Raw genomic sequence first — 13978 nt, 5'->3', positions numbered from 1 at the left:
GGGGTAGATAGATACTGTCAGAAATACGTACAAACAGTCTCTGAAGAAGCGCTGAAAGCCCCGTGTTTTCAGGCTTCCATCACTTTCCGAATATCCGCCGCCAATTCTCTTACACGTTCTTCCTCGGTATCCCACGCACACATGAAACGTGCGCCGCCTTTGCCGATAAAGGTGTAGAAACGCCAGCCCTTGGCGGTCAACGCGGCAATCGCCGGTTCCGAGAGTTGCAGGAACACGCCGTTGGCCTGCACCGGGAACATCAACTCCACGCCAGGAATATCCGCCACCAGGCTGCTCAGCAGTTGAGCGCAGTGGTTGGCGTGACGCGCGTGTTTGAGCCAGGCGTCGTTTTCCAGCAGGCCTACCCACGGCGCGGACAGGAAGCGCATTTTCGAGGCCAGTTGGCCGGCCTGTTTGCAGCGGTAGTCGAAGTCTTCGGCCAGCTTGTGGTTGAAGAATAGGATCGCTTCACCCACGGCCATACCGTTCTTGGTGCCGCCAAAGCACAGCACGTCCACGCCAGCTTTCCAGGTCAGGTCGGCGGGCGAGCAGCCGAGGAACGCGCAGGCGTTGGAGAAGCGCGCGCCGTCCATGTGCAGGTTCAGCCCCAACTCTTTGCAGGTCACGCTGATGGCGCGTATTTCATCCGGGGTATACACGCTGCCGACTTCCGTGGCTTGGGTCAGGGTGACCACGCGTGGTTTGGGGTAGTGAATGTCCTGGCGCTTGAGGGCGATCTCGCGGATCGACTCCGGGGTCAGCTTACCGTTTTCGGTGCGAGCGGTAAGCAGCTTGGAACCGTTGGAGAAAAACTCCGGCGCGCCGCATTCGTCGGTCTCGACGTGGGCGGTTTCCGAGCAAATCACGCTATGGTAGCTCTGGCACAAGGACGACAGCGCCAGGGAGTTGGCGGCGGTGCCGTTGAAGGCGAAGAACACTTCGCAGTCGGTTTCGAACAAGTTGCGGAAACCGTCAGCGGCGCGGTGGGTCCATTCATCATCGCCGTAGGCGCGCTGATGGCCCTGGTTGGCTTGTTCCATGGCGGCCCAGGCTTCCGGGCAGATACCCGAATAGTTGTCACTGGCGAATTGTTGGCTCTTGTCGGTCATGGCCCATTCCTGTGGTCGATGTTGGTGCGCACTGTAACCAAGATTGTCGCGGGTGCGCACGTACTGTAAATGCAAAGTCACTGGGGAATTATGCACGGTACTCAAACAATTCCTGTCGGACGTGTCCGTGATGGCGCTTTGGATTTGCTCAAGTGGCTGGCGCTGTTGAGCATGGTGATGGACCACTTGCGCTATGTCGGTTTGAGCCTGGATGGCCTGTATGTGCCGGGGCGCCTGGCGTTCCCGTGGTTTTGCCTGGCGATTGCGGCGAATCTGCACCGGGTCAGGAGCGCGCCTGTGACAGGCCAATGGCGCTACTTGGGCTGGCTGTTGCTGTTTAGTGTGATCAGTGAAGTGCCGTATCGGATGTTTATCGAGGATGTCGATACGTTGAACGTATTGCCGACCTTGGCGTTGGGTTTGTTGGTTGCCCGAGGATGGCAGCAGAAAGCGTTTTTTGATCGAGGATTGGCGCTGATTGCCGTCACGATTGCCGCCGTGTTTTCCACGCAGCTGATGTTCGGTTTTTTTGGCGTATTACTGCCGCTGGCGATGCTGCTGGTGTTCCGTCGTCCCTGGTATTTAAGCGTATTACCTGGCGTGGTCTGCGTCGCGGCCAATCAATGGCAGGTTCTGCTCGCTAGTGGCTCCCTCGTCGCGTTGGCGGGATTGGCCACTTGCCTGATTGCGCCACTACTCGGCCTGGTCCTGTTGCGACACGCCAAAAACGCCTCCCCGCCGCCTCCCCGCCGCCTCCCCGCCGCCTATGCGCCGCTGGGCGTACGCCCTCTATCCCGCGCATTTCCTGCTACTGCTGGCTCTGCGCCACAGCCTTGCTTGAGTCGCAGAATTCATTCCATGTCGTAAACGCACCTTTGCGTGGCGTGCGTAGGCATTTGACCTGCTGACGCCAGCCCTACCATCGCATCAAAGGGCCCTGCACGGGCCTCAACAATACGAAAGGCTGGGAGAGACGCGATGTTCAGCAAACAAGACCAGATTCAGGGATATGACGACGCACTGCTGGCGGCCATGAACGCCGAGGAGCAGCGCCAGGAAGATCATATCGAGCTGATCGCGTCAGAGAACTACACCAGCAAACGCGTGATGGAAGCTCAAGGCAGCGGCCTTACCAACAAATACGCCGAAGGTTACCCAGGCAAGCGCTACTACGGTGGCTGCGAGCACGTGGACAAAGTAGAAGCCCTGGCCATCGAACGCGCCAAGCAACTGTTCGGTGCCGATTACGCCAACGTGCAGCCACACTCCGGTTCGTCCGCCAACAGCGCGGTGTACCTGGCCCTGCTGCAAGCCGGCGACACTATCCTGGGCATGAGCCTGGCCCACGGTGGTCACCTGACCCACGGCGCCAAAGTGTCGTCCTCGGGCAAGCTGTACAACGCAGTGCAATATGGCATCAACACCGACACCGGCCTGATCGACTACGACGAAGTCGAGCGCCTGGCGGTGGAGCACAAACCTAAAATGGTCGTAGCCGGTTTCTCTGCCTACTCCAAGACGCTGGATTTTCCACGTTTCCGTCAGATCGCCGACAAGGTGGGCGCACTGCTGTTCGTCGACATGGCCCACGTCGCCGGCCTGGTTGCCGCTGGCCTGTACCCGAACCCGCTGCCCTACGCTGATGTGGTCACCACCACCACCCACAAGACCCTGCGCGGTCCGCGTGGTGGCTTGATCCTGGCCAAGTCCAACGAAGAAATCGAAAAGAAACTCAACGCTGCGGTATTCCCAGGTGCCCAGGGCGGCCCGCTGATGCACGTCATCGCCGGCAAGGCCGTGTGCTTCAAGGAAGCGCTGGAGCCAGGCTTCAAGGCTTACCAGCAACAAGTGATCGACAACGCACAGGCCATGGCCGAGGTGTTCATCAAGCGCGGCTATGACGTGGTGTCCGGCGGCACCGATAACCACCTGTTCCTGGTCAGCCTGATCCGTCAGGGCCTCACCGGCAAAGAGGCGGACGCCGCCCTCGGTCGCGCCCACATCACCGTCAACAAGAACGCGGTGCCGAATGACCCGCAGTCGCCGTTCGTGACCTCGGGCCTGCGCATCGGCACCCCAGCGGTGACCACGCGTGGTTTCAAGGTGCCGCAATGCATCGAACTGGCTGGCTGGATCTGCGACATCCTCGACAACCTCGGCGACGCCGATGTCGAGGCCAACGTGGCCAAGCACGTGTCTGCCCTGTGCGCTGATTTCCCGGTTTATCGCTGAGCGCGGTTTTGGAGTAATGACTATGCAACGCTACTCGGGCTTCGGCCTCTTCAAGCACTCACTCAGCCACCACGAAAACTGGCAGAAAATGTGGCGCACGCCGACCCCTAAAAAGGTCTACGACGTGGTCATCGTCGGCGGCGGCGGGCATGGCCTGGCGACCGCCTACTACCTGGCCAAGGAGCACGGCATCACCAATGTGGCCGTGGTCGAGAAAGGCTGGCTGGGCGGCGGTAACACCGCGCGCAACACCACCATCGTGCGTTCCAACTACCTGTGGGATGAGTCGGCCCACCTGTACGAACACGCAATGAAACTGTGGGAAGGCCTGTCCCAGGACCTGAACTACAACGTGATGTTCTCCCAGCGTGGCGTGTACAACCTGTGCCACACCCTGCAAGACATCCGTGATTCCGAGCGCCGCGTCAGCGCCAACCGCCTCAATGGCGTGGACGGCGAACTGCTCAACGCCAAGCAAGTGGCCGACGAGATCCCGTACCTCGATTGCTCCAAGAACACTCGCTACCCGGTCCTCGGCGCCACTGTACAACGTCGCGGCGGCGTGGCCCGTCACGATGCCGTGGCCTGGGGCTTTGCCCGTGCCGCCGACGCCCTCGGCGTGGATTTGATCCAGCAGACCGAAGTGATCGGCTTCCGCAAGGAAAATGGCGTGTGCATCGGCGTGGAAACCAACAAGGGCTTCATCGGCGCCAAGCGCGTCGGTGTGGTCACTGCCGGTAACTCCGGGCACATGGCCTCGCTGGCGGGCTTTCGCCTGCCGATCGAATCCCACCCGCTGCAAGCGTTGGTGTCGGAGCCGATCAAGCCGATTATCGACAGCGTGATCATGTCCAACGCCGTGCACGGCTACATCAGTCAATCCGACAAGGGCGACCTGGTGATCGGCGCCGGTATCGACGGCTACAACGGCTACGGCCAGCGCGGCTCGTACCCGGTGATCGAACACACCATCCAGGCCATCGTCGAGATGTTCCCGGTGCTGTCGCGCGTGCGCATGAACCGTCAGTGGGGCGGCATCGTCGATACCACGCCGGATGCGTGCCCGATCATCTCCAAAACGCCGGTGCCGAACATGTTCTTCAACTGCGGTTGGGGCACCGGTGGCTTCAAGGCCACGCCGGGCTCAGGCAACGTGTTTGCCGCGAGCCTGGCCAAGGGTGAGATGCACCCGTTGGCGGCACCTTTTTCCATCGACCGTTTCCACAACGGTGCGTTGATCGACGAACACGGCGCTGCGGCCGTCGCCCACTAACAGGAGAAATTCCCTATGTTGCATATCTTCTGTCCTCACTGTGGCGAACTGCGCTCCGAAGAGGAATTCCACGCGTCCGGCCAAGCGCACATACCGCGCCCGCTGGACCCGAACGCCTGCACCGATGAAGAGTGGGGCGACTACATGTTCTTTCGCGACAACCCCCGTGGCCTGCACCACGAACTGTGGATTCACGCCGCCGGTTGCCGCCAGTACTTCAACGCGACCCGCGACACCCTGACCTACGAAATTCTTGAAACCTACAAGATCGGTGAGAAGCCACAATTCACCGCCAAGGCCTCTGGAGAGAAGGTATGAGCCAGACCAATCGCCTGTCCAACGGTGGCCGGATCGACCGTAATAAAGTCCTCACGTTTACGTTCAACGGCCAAAGCTACAAAGGCTTTGAAGGCGACACATTGGCCGCAGCGCTGCTGGCCAACGGCGTCGACATTATCGGCCGCAGCTTCAAGTACTCGCGCCCTCGCGGCATTTTCGCTGCGGGCGCCGAAGAGCCGAACGCGGTGCTGCAGATCGGCGCTACCGAAGCCACCCAGATTCCTAACGTGCGCGCCACGCAACAGGCGCTGTACCAAGGTTTGGTCGCCACCAGCACCAACGGCTGGCCGAACGTCAACAATGACGTGATGGGCATTCTTGGCAAGGTCGGCGGCAAGCTGATGCCGCCGGGTTTCTACTACAAAACCTTCATGTACCCGCAATCGTTCTGGATGACATACGAGAAGTACATCCGTAAGGCCGCTGGCCTTGGCCGCTCGCCGACCGAGAACGATCCGGACACCTATGACAACTTCAACCGTCACTGTGATGTGCTGATCGTCGGCGCGGGCCCTGCGGGTTTGGCCGCAGCATTGGCCGCCGCACGCAGTGGTGCCCGCGTGATCATCGCCGATGAGCAGGAAGAGTTCGGTGGTTCGCTGCTGGACTCGCGCGAAAGCCTCGACGGCAAGCCGGCGGCGGAATGGGTTGCCAGCGTCATTGCTGAATTGAAAGCCCTGCCGGACGTGGTGCTGCTGCCCCGCGCCACCGTCAACGGCTACCACGACCATAACTTCCTGACCATTCACGAGCGCCTCACCGACCACCTCGGTGACCGTGCGCCGATTGGTGTGGTGCGCCAACGCATCCACCGTGTGCGGGCCAAGCGTGTGGTGCTGGCGACCGGTGCGTGCGAGCGTCCACTGGTCTACGGCAACAACGACGTACCAGGCAACATGCTGGCCGGCGCAGTCTCTACCTACGTGCGCCGCTACGGAGTGGCACCGGGCAAGAAATTGGTGCTGTCCACCAACAACGATCACGCCTACCGCGTTGCGCTGGACTGGCTCGACGCTGGTCTGCAAGTGGTGGCCGTGGCCGATGTGCGCCACAACCCACGCGGCGCACTGGTTGAAGAAGCCCGTGCCAAAGGTATTCGAATCCTCACCGGCAGCGCTGTGATCGAGGCGCGTGGCAGCAAGCACGTCACCGCCGCTCGCGTTGCTGCGATCGATGTGAAAGCGCATAAAGTCACCAGCCCTGGCGAGTGGCTGGACTGCGACCTGGTCGCCAGCTCCGGCGGCTACAGCCCGGTGGTCCACCTGGCTTCGCACCTGGGCGGCAAGCCGACCTGGCGTGAAGACATCCTCGGTTTTGTGCCGGGCGAAGCACCGCAGAAACGCGTGTGCGTCGGTGGTATCAACGGCGTCTATGGCCTTGGCGATTCCCTGGCTGACGGTTTTGAAGGCGGCGTGCGCGCAGCCAGCGAAGCCGGTTTCGCGCCGGTGGAAGGCACCCTGCCAAAAGCCCTCAGCCGCCTGGAAGAGCCGACGCTGGCGATCTACCAAGTGCCGCACGACAAGCCAACCGCACGGGCGCCAAAGCAATTCGTCGACCTGCAAAACGACGTGACCGCCGCCGCCATCGAACTGGCGACCCGCGAAGGTTTCGAGTCGGTAGAGCACGTCAAACGCTACACCGCGCTGGGCTTCGGCACTGACCAGGGCAAGCTGGGCAACGTCAACGGCCTGGCGATTGCTGCCCGCTCGCTGAACGTGACCATCCCGCAGATGGGCACCACTATGTTCCGCCCGAACTACACGCCGGTCACGTTCGGCGCCGTCGCGGGTCGTCACTGTGGGCACATTTTCGAACCGGTGCGCTACACCGCGCTGCAAGCCTGGCACGTGAAGAACGGCGCCGAGTTTGAAGACGTCGGCCAGTGGAAACGCCCGTGGTACTTCCCACGCAACGGTGAAGACCTGCATGCGGCGGTGAAACGCGAATGCCTGGCCGTGCGCGACAGCGTCGGCCTGCTGGATGCGTCGACCCTCGGCAAGATCGACATCCAGGGCCCGGACGCGCGTGAGTTCCTCAACCGCATCTACTCCAACGCCTGGACCAAGCTCGACGTGGGCAAGGCGCGTTACGGCCTGATGTGCAAGGAAGACGGCATGGTCTTCGACGACGGCGTGACCGCCTGCCTCGCCGACAACCACTTCCTGATGACCACCACCACCGGCGGCGCCGCCCGCGTACTCCAGTGGCTGGAAATCTACCAACAGACCGAATGGCCAGACCTCAAGGTGTACTTCACCTCGGTCACCGACCACTGGGCCACCATGACCCTGTCCGGCCCCAACAGCCGCAAGCTGCTGGCGGAAGTCACCGACATCGACCTGGACAAGGACGGCTTCCCGTTCATGACCTGGAAGGAAGGTTTGGTCGGTGGCGTACCGGCCCGTGTGTTCCGGATCTCGTTTACCGGTGAGCTGTCGTACGAAGTCAACGTGCAGGCCGACTACGCCATGGGCGTACTGGAAAAAATCGTCGACGCCGGCAAGAAGTACAACCTGACCCCGTACGGCACCGAAACCATGCACGTGCTGCGGGCGGAGAAGGGCTTCATCATCGTCGGCCAGGACACCGACGGCTCGATGACCCCGGATGACCTGAACATGGGCTGGTGTGTGGGTCGCACCAAACCGTTCTCGTGGATCGGCTGGCGCGGCATGAACCGTGAAGACTGCGTGCGTGAGGAGCGTAAGCAACTGGTGGGCTTGAAACCGATCGACCCGACCGTTTGGCTGCCGGAAGGCGCGCAGTTGGTGTTTGATCCGAAGCAGTCGATTCCGATGAAGATGGTCGGCCACGTGACATCGAGCTATGCGCATAACTCCCTGGGTTATTCGTTTGCGATGGCGGTGGTGAAGGGTGGCTTGAAGCGCATCGGCGAGCGGGTGTTTTCACCGCAGGCGGATGGCAGCGTGATCGAGGCGGAGATTGTGTCTTCGGTGTTCTTCGATCCTAAGGGCGATCGTCAAAATATCTGACGGACCGTGTCGCGAAGACGCCAGTAGCCTCACAACAGAATTTGGATAGGTGCTTTATGACAGCAGCCAATGTTTACCAACAACGCCCCACCACCGGCGCCCAGGCCGAGTCGTCGCTGCACCATGCCGACCTCGCCAGCCTGGTTGGCAAGGGTCGCAAGAACGCCGGCGTGACCGTGCGTGAAAAGAAACTCTTGGGTCACCTGACTATCCGGGGCGACGGCCATGACGCAGCGTTCGCCGCCGGCGTGCACAAGGCCCTGGGCATTGAGTTGCCCGGCGCCTTGCAAGTGATCGTCAAGGGTGAAACCAGCCTGCAGTGGCTCGGCCCGGATGAGTGGCTGCTGATCGTGCCAAGCGGTGAAGAGTTCGCCGCCGAGCAAAACCTGCGTGCCGCCCTGGGTGATTTGCACATCCAGGTCGTCAACGTCAGCGGCGGCCAGCAGATCCTTGAACTGAGCGGCCCGAACGTACGCGACGTGCTGATGAAGTCCACCAGCTACGACGTGCACCCCAACAACTTCCCGGTGGGCAAGGCGGTGGGCACGGTGTTCGCCAAGTCGCAACTGGTGATCCGCCACACGGCTGAAGACACCTGGGAACTGCTGATCCGTCGCAGCTTCTCGGATTACTGGTGGTTGTGGTTACAGGATGCATCCGCCGAATTCGGCCTGAGCGTCCAAGCCTGAGGAATACCCCATGAGCCGCGCACCTGATACATGGATTTTGACCGCCGACTGCCCCAGCGTGCTCGGCACGGTGGACGCGGTCACCCGCTACCTGTTCGAGCAGGGTTGCTACGTTACCGAGCACCACTCGTTCGATGACCGGCTTTCGGGCCGGTTCTTCATCCGTGTGGAGTTCCGCCAGCCCGACGGTTTTGACGAACAAGGTTTCCGCGATGGCCTGGCCACGCGTGGTGACGCCTTCGGCATGATCTTCGAGCTGACGGCGCCGAATTACCGACCAAAAGTGGTGATCATGGTCTCCAAGGCCGATCACTGCCTGAACGATCTGCTGTATCGCCAGCGCATCGGCCAACTGTCGATGGACGTGGTCGCGGTGGTGTCCAACCACCCTGATTTGAAGCCTTTGGCCGACTGGCACCAGATTCCCTACTACCATTTCCCCCTCGACCCCAACGACAAACCGTCCCAGGAGCGTCAGGTGTGGCAGGTGGTGGAAGACACCGGCGCGGAATTGGTGATCCTTGCGCGCTACATGCAAGTGCTGTCGCCGGAGCTGTGTCGCAAGTTGGATGGCAAGGCCATCAACATTCACCACTCGTTGTTGCCGGGGTTCAAGGGCGCCAAGCCGTACCACCAGGCGTACAACAAGGGCGTGAAGTTGGTGGGCGCCACGGCGCATTACATCAACAACGATCTGGACGAAGGCCCGATCATTGCCCAGGGCGTGGAGGTGGTGGATCACAGCCACTATCCCGAGGATTTGATTGCCAAGGGGCGGGATATTGAAGGGCTGACGTTAGCCCGAGCCGTTGGGTATCACATTGAGCGGCGGGTGTTTCTTAACGCCAATAGAACAGTGGTGCTCTGATGGACGCCTTCGCGAGCAAGCCCGCTCCCACATTCGACCGTGTTCCAAAGTTGGAATGCATCCAAATGTGGGAGCGGGCTTGCTCGCGAAGAGGCTCTAACAAACAACGCAAAAACAGCATCTGTACCCGAGCACTTAACGCGCTGCCCACCCAACGGGCAACGCAGTTCCATAAAAACAACAGCGAGGTGAAAGCATGTCTGGTAATCGTGGTGTCGTGTATCTCGGCAACGGCAAGGTCGAAGTACAGAAAATCGACTATCCCAAAATGCAGGACCCCCGTGGCAGGAAGATTGAGCACGGCGTCATCCTGCGCGTGGTCTCCACCAACATCTGCGGCTCCGACCAACACATGGTGCGCGGCCGCACCACTGCCCAGACCGGCCTGGTGCTCGGTCATGAAATTACCGGTGAAGTGATCGAGAAGGGCAGCGACGTCGAGAACCTGAAGATCGGCGACCTGGTTTCGGTTCCCTTCAACGTGGCTTGCGGCCGCTGCCGTTCCTGCAAAGAGCAACACACCGGCGTCTGCCTGACCGTCAACCCGGCCCGTGCCGGCGGTGCCTACGGCTATGTCGACATGGGCGACTGGACCGGCGGCCAGGCTGAATACGTGCTGGTGCCGTATGCCGACTTCAACCTGCTGAAACTGCCGGACCGCGACAAGGCCATGGAGAAAATCCGCGACCTGACGTGTCTCTCCGACATTCTCCCGACGGGCTACCACGGCGCCGTCACGGCTGGCGTTGGCCCAGGCAGCACCGTGTACATCGCGGGCGCTGGCCCGGTTGGTCTGGCCGCTGCGGCTTCTGCACGCCTGTTGGGCGCGGCGGTGGTGATCATCGGCGACGTCAACCCGATCCGCCTGGCTCACGCCAAGGCCCAAGGTTTTGAAGTGGCCGACCTGTCCACCGATACCCCACTGCACGAACAGATCGCTGCGCTGCTGGGCGAGCCGGAAGTGGATTGCGCCGTCGACGCCGTTGGTTTCGAAGCCCGTGGCCACGGCCATGAAGGCGTGAAAGCCGAAGCCCCGGCCACCGTGCTCAACTCGCTGATGGGCGTGGTGCGCGTGGCCGGCAAGATCGGTATTCCGGGCCTGTACGTCACCGAAGATCCAGGTGCGGTGGATGCCGCTGCCAAGATGGGCAGCCTGAGCATTCGCTTCGGCCTCGGCTGGGCCAAGTCCCACAGCTTCCACACCGGCCAGACCCCGGTGATGAAGTACAACCGCGCGCTGATGCAGGCGATCATGTGGGACCGTATCAACATTGCCGAAATCGTCGGCGTGCAGGTCATCAGCCTGGATGATGCGCCACGTGGGTATGGCGAGTTCGATGCGGGTGTGCCGAAGAAGTTTGTGATTGATCCGCACAAGCTGTTCAGTGCGGCGTAAGGTTCAAGGCTGAATAAATGGCGACCCTGGAGGTCGCCATTTTTTATGGGTTACTGGGTGGTTGTGAGTCGCAGGTTGGGATCGGCCACCTCACCGTTCTTGATCAGGCGTTTGCCACCATAGTCGCAATGGATCTTGCCGTTTCGTTCATTGATGGCCTCGGCCTTGAGTTCGTACTCCGGCGCCAGGTAGTCATCCTGAGTGGCTGCCGTTTGCCCTGTCCAGGGCTTGCCGTTGGTGGTGGCAGTGTATTGGTAGCCCTCGCCATAGGGCGCGGGAACATCAGGGTCTGTGTAGGGTTTGGATTGGATGTCGCGGGGGGAAGGGCATTGGTCGATGCCGGTAGCCAGGGGCTGTGGAGCCTGGGTTTGGCTGCGAGATGGCAAATGGTTGAGTGCGCTGAAGGCAACATAAAAATTGGGAATCAATCCGATCGTGATCATTACAGCTCCTTGTAGTGTGGTGAGCCTACCCGTTGAATGTGAATGGGAAGGCTAGCTTGGGTGGGCTGTATCGATGGGTGAGTTCCATCAGAACCTGGACCGCGGGTCGTGGACGTGTGGACAGTCACTGTAGGAATTATTCGGTGGCGTTTTTCACTGATGCGTGAATGAGCACTTGGCAATTTCCAGCGCTTCGCAATACGTGCCTCTCCAATCGCCTTTAGGGATAAGGTTCCAATTCAAGACAGGTTTGAGCGTGACCGAAAAGCTCGCGTCGTTATTCATCGGTCCTTTGTAGGTGCAGGTGACGGAGTGGTCCTCTGCTGTGTAACGGGCATCGTGGAATGTTGAGTCAGTCAGGTAGGACGCTGTAGCTTGCGGGTTCTCACCTGACCACGTGTGTCCATCAGGCTGGCGCATCTCGTAGCGATAGCCGCCGTTGTCCATGGGGTTCTGTTTGATCTGCTGGGGTGTCGGACAGGTGGAGGTCGCTGCATACGATGTGTTCAGCAGTGCCGTGGCGGCAAATACACCTGCAAGCATTGCACTTTTCATGACGACCTCCGGTGGGGCTGGGAGGAATCATGCTGCAAGTGAATATTCAGTGACGGCAACTGTTAAAAGTGACAGTTATCTAGAGTGATTCGTGATTAGCAACCGGGTTTTCATTCCGAGATGCAGCGCATCGATTCAGCGAGCGGCCAACGCTCCCTGGTAAACCGTCGGCCCCGTGGGCTGCTTGCTCAACGACCCGCCCTTGGTTTCCGAACTCACCATCAACTCCACCGGCTCGCTAATGCTTTTCTGCTGGCGCGGGTTGAGGCCGATAATGCCTTTGCCATCCTCCGGTAAAAGCCCTAGCGAAACCGGCGCGCCACCTTCGGGCATGGCCCAGAGTTCCAGGCTGCGGTCGGGCTCAGGCGCCCCCGTCGCGATCGGTTCGACTTCGAGGTAGTCCTTGTGCGCCATTATCTGCGCGGCCGGCTGCTGGGCGGTGGTCACCAGCGTGGCGGCGGACTTGACGTTGTCCTGGGTGTAGAGCGCGGCACCGAGGCCGGTGACGATGGCCACGCAGACGCCGATAAACAGGCGTGGGCGGCTCCAGAATGGGGGCTTTGGCTCAATCACAGGGGGGCGGGTCGCACTCATGGGGCTATTCCTGGCAAGGCTTTCAGTCCTGCCATGGACCCTGGTATGCGCGATGGGTTCCTGGCCCCGGTTCAGCTCAAAGTGATGCCAATTGGCCCTGATACAACACCGGTCCGGTGGGTTGGCCGCTAGGCGAACCACCCTGGGGCTCCAAGCTCACGGCCAGGGTTACAGGTGCGGTGAGCAAGGCTCGCTGTGCCTCGCTCAGTTGAATCCGGCCTTTGCCCGCAGCGGGCAGCAGGCCCAGTGAGATCGGTTTGCCACCCGGCGCAATCGCCCACAATTCCAGGCTCAGCGTCGGTGCTATCGCGGCCAGTGTCAGCGGTTCCACTTGCAGGTGGTCAGCGAATGCCTTGATCTGCAGGGCTGGCTGTTGGCTGGCGTTGACCAGGGTGGCGTTGTATTGCGCCCCCGTGTCACGTTGGTACAGCACACCTACGGTAATGGCGACGAGCACCGCGCAGGCGGCGGACAGGACACGGATGTTTTTCCAGAACGCTTGCTTCGCCGGCACATGCAATACCTGCGGCTCGATGCGTGCCTTGATACCTGCCCATACGTGCGCCGGCACCGGCCGTTCGGGCACGGCGCCGGTCAGGCTGGCGAGCGCGTCCTGCCAATGGCCGAGCTCGACGCGCAGCGCGGCATCCTCCAGCAACAGTGCATCAAAGCGTCGACGCGCCGTGGCGGGCATCAGCCCGATGGCGTAGTCGGCGGCCAGGGCGCGGCGCCGGGCGGTGGTCTGGTAGTTCATGATTCAAGGCACCTGCGCAGGCGTTCCATGCCGCGGCGGATCCAGGATTTGACCGAGCCCAGGGGCGCTGCCAACTGTGTCGCCAGCTCCGAGTACGACAGGCCCTGGAAGTACGCCACGCTGATCGACCGGCGTTGCATGCCGTCGAGGGTGTCCAGGCAGCGGTTCAGGGCGTGGGCTTGGCGTTCATGGTCGAGTTGGTCGTGGGCGCTGGGGGCGTCGTCGACCAAGGCGTCTTGCTGACCGTCGGCCAGCGGCTGTTCGCGGTGCTTGCGCAACTGGTCGATGGCCAGGTTGCGGGTGATGTTGACCATCCAGGTCATCGGCGCAGACAGGTGCGCCTCGTAGCGCGAAGCGTTGTACCAGATACGCACGAAGGCTTCCTGCAGCACTTCTTCGGCCAGGTCCGTACGGCCCATGAAGCGCAGGGCCACGCCGTGCAGGCGCGGCGAAACGCTGCGGTAGAGGGTTTCGAACGCTTGGCGGTTACCCAGGGCACATTGCGCCAGCAAAGGGCGCAAGGGGTCAGCATCATCGGCGCTAATAGGGCTTCTCCAGACCCTCGTTCGAGGGTGACGGGACGGCACGCGGTAAGCGGAGGGTAGTTCAGCCTGGGCATTCATTCCATCCAACTCCGAGTGGCGTATGCAGGCTATACGCGGGCCGAGGCCATTCGGATGCAGAAAAATCTGAACTAACCCTGGTGTGGGAACAATCGTTCCAGACTGTCAGT

General features: G+C 61.2%; 13 protein-coding genes and 1 pseudogene. 8 read left to right on the top strand and 6 right to left on the bottom strand.

Annotated features, from left to right (window positions below; translation table 11 throughout):
- Positions 1-68: 68 nt before the first annotated feature.
- A complete protein-coding gene (locus CI807_RS03925) occupies positions 69-1109 on the bottom strand; it encodes a low specificity L-threonine aldolase (RefSeq protein ID WP_028618222.1) in 1041 nt (346 codons plus the stop codon).
- 90 nt (positions 1110-1199) lie between these two features.
- Here CI807_RS03925 and CI807_RS03920 point away from each other — a divergent pair.
- From CI807_RS03920 to fdhA, 8 genes and pseudogenes are all read left to right on the top strand, one after another.
- Positions 1200-1950: pseudogene (locus tag CI807_RS03920) on the top strand (TraX family protein).
- 137 nt (positions 1951-2087) lie between these two features.
- Positions 2088-3341, top strand: coding sequence for a serine hydroxymethyltransferase (glyA, locus tag CI807_RS03915; protein ID WP_016977805.1), 1254 nt, complete (start codon positions 2088-2090; stop codon positions 3339-3341).
- 22 nt (positions 3342-3363) lie between these two features.
- The gene (locus CI807_RS03910) at positions 3364-4614 is read left to right on the top strand and encodes a sarcosine oxidase subunit beta (protein WP_010207084.1); all 1251 of its coding nucleotides are present in this window, start codon (positions 3364-3366) and stop codon (positions 4612-4614) included.
- Positions 4615-4629: 15 nt separating this feature from the next.
- Positions 4630-4932 (top strand): sarcosine oxidase subunit delta, encoded by a 303-nt coding sequence (locus CI807_RS03905; protein WP_010207083.1) that lies wholly within the window; start codon positions 4630-4632, stop codon positions 4930-4932.
- Positions 4929-7946 carry a sarcosine oxidase subunit alpha gene (locus CI807_RS03900; protein WP_095013798.1) on the top strand — a complete coding sequence of 1006 codons (3018 nt, stop codon included), beginning with the start codon at positions 4929-4931 and terminating at the stop codon, positions 7944-7946. Before CI807_RS03905 ends, CI807_RS03900 begins: the two co-directional genes overlap by 4 nt.
- Before the next feature lie 56 nt (positions 7947-8002).
- Entirely contained in the window at positions 8003-8635 is a 633-nt protein-coding gene (locus CI807_RS03895; protein WP_095013797.1) for a sarcosine oxidase subunit gamma, read from the top strand.
- Positions 8636-8645: 10 nt separating this feature from the next.
- Positions 8646-9503, top strand: a complete 858-nt coding sequence (purU, locus tag CI807_RS03890; RefSeq protein ID WP_095013796.1) for a formyltetrahydrofolate deformylase — start codon at positions 8646-8648, stop codon at positions 9501-9503.
- Between the two features lie 196 nt (positions 9504-9699).
- Positions 9700-10899, top strand: a complete 1200-nt coding sequence (fdhA, locus tag CI807_RS03885) for a formaldehyde dehydrogenase, glutathione-independent (protein ID WP_016977809.1) — start codon at positions 9700-9702, stop codon at positions 10897-10899.
- A 50-nt stretch (positions 10900-10949) separates the two neighbouring features.
- Here fdhA and CI807_RS03880 read toward each other — a convergent pair whose 3' ends face one another.
- The 5 genes from CI807_RS03880 to CI807_RS03860 all read right to left on the bottom strand — a co-directional run bounded on the left by CI807_RS03880 (position 10950) and on the right by CI807_RS03860 (position 13868).
- On the bottom strand, positions 10950-11342 hold the full coding sequence (locus CI807_RS03880; RefSeq protein WP_256578707.1) for a hypothetical protein: 393 nt from the start codon (positions 11340-11342) through the stop codon (positions 10950-10952).
- A 153-nt stretch (positions 11343-11495) separates the two neighbouring features.
- The gene (locus CI807_RS03875) at positions 11496-11897 is read right to left on the bottom strand and encodes a DUF3757 domain-containing protein (RefSeq protein ID WP_095013795.1); all 402 of its coding nucleotides are present in this window, start codon (positions 11895-11897) and stop codon (positions 11496-11498) included.
- A gap of 135 nt (positions 11898-12032) precedes the next feature.
- Positions 12033-12491 carry an anti-sigma factor domain-containing protein gene (locus CI807_RS03870; protein WP_095013794.1) on the bottom strand — a complete coding sequence of 153 codons (459 nt, stop codon included), beginning with the start codon at positions 12489-12491 and terminating at the stop codon, positions 12033-12035.
- A gap of 76 nt (positions 12492-12567) precedes the next feature.
- On the bottom strand, positions 12568-13245 hold the full coding sequence (locus CI807_RS03865) for an anti-sigma factor domain-containing protein (RefSeq protein ID WP_095013793.1): 678 nt from the start codon (positions 13243-13245) through the stop codon (positions 12568-12570).
- Positions 13242-13868 (bottom strand): RNA polymerase sigma factor, encoded by a 627-nt coding sequence (locus CI807_RS03860; protein WP_256578706.1) that lies wholly within the window; start codon positions 13866-13868, stop codon positions 13242-13244. Before CI807_RS03860 ends, CI807_RS03865 begins: the two co-directional genes overlap by 4 nt.
- Positions 13869-13978 lie beyond the last annotated feature (110 nt).

Source organism: Pseudomonas sp. NS1(2017) (genome assembly GCF_002269425.1).
Taxonomy (GTDB): domain Bacteria; phylum Pseudomonadota; class Gammaproteobacteria; order Pseudomonadales; family Pseudomonadaceae; genus Aquipseudomonas; species Aquipseudomonas reactans.
Note: the sequence above shows the minus strand (reverse complement) of the source record. Positions and strands in the feature narration are given on the sequence as shown.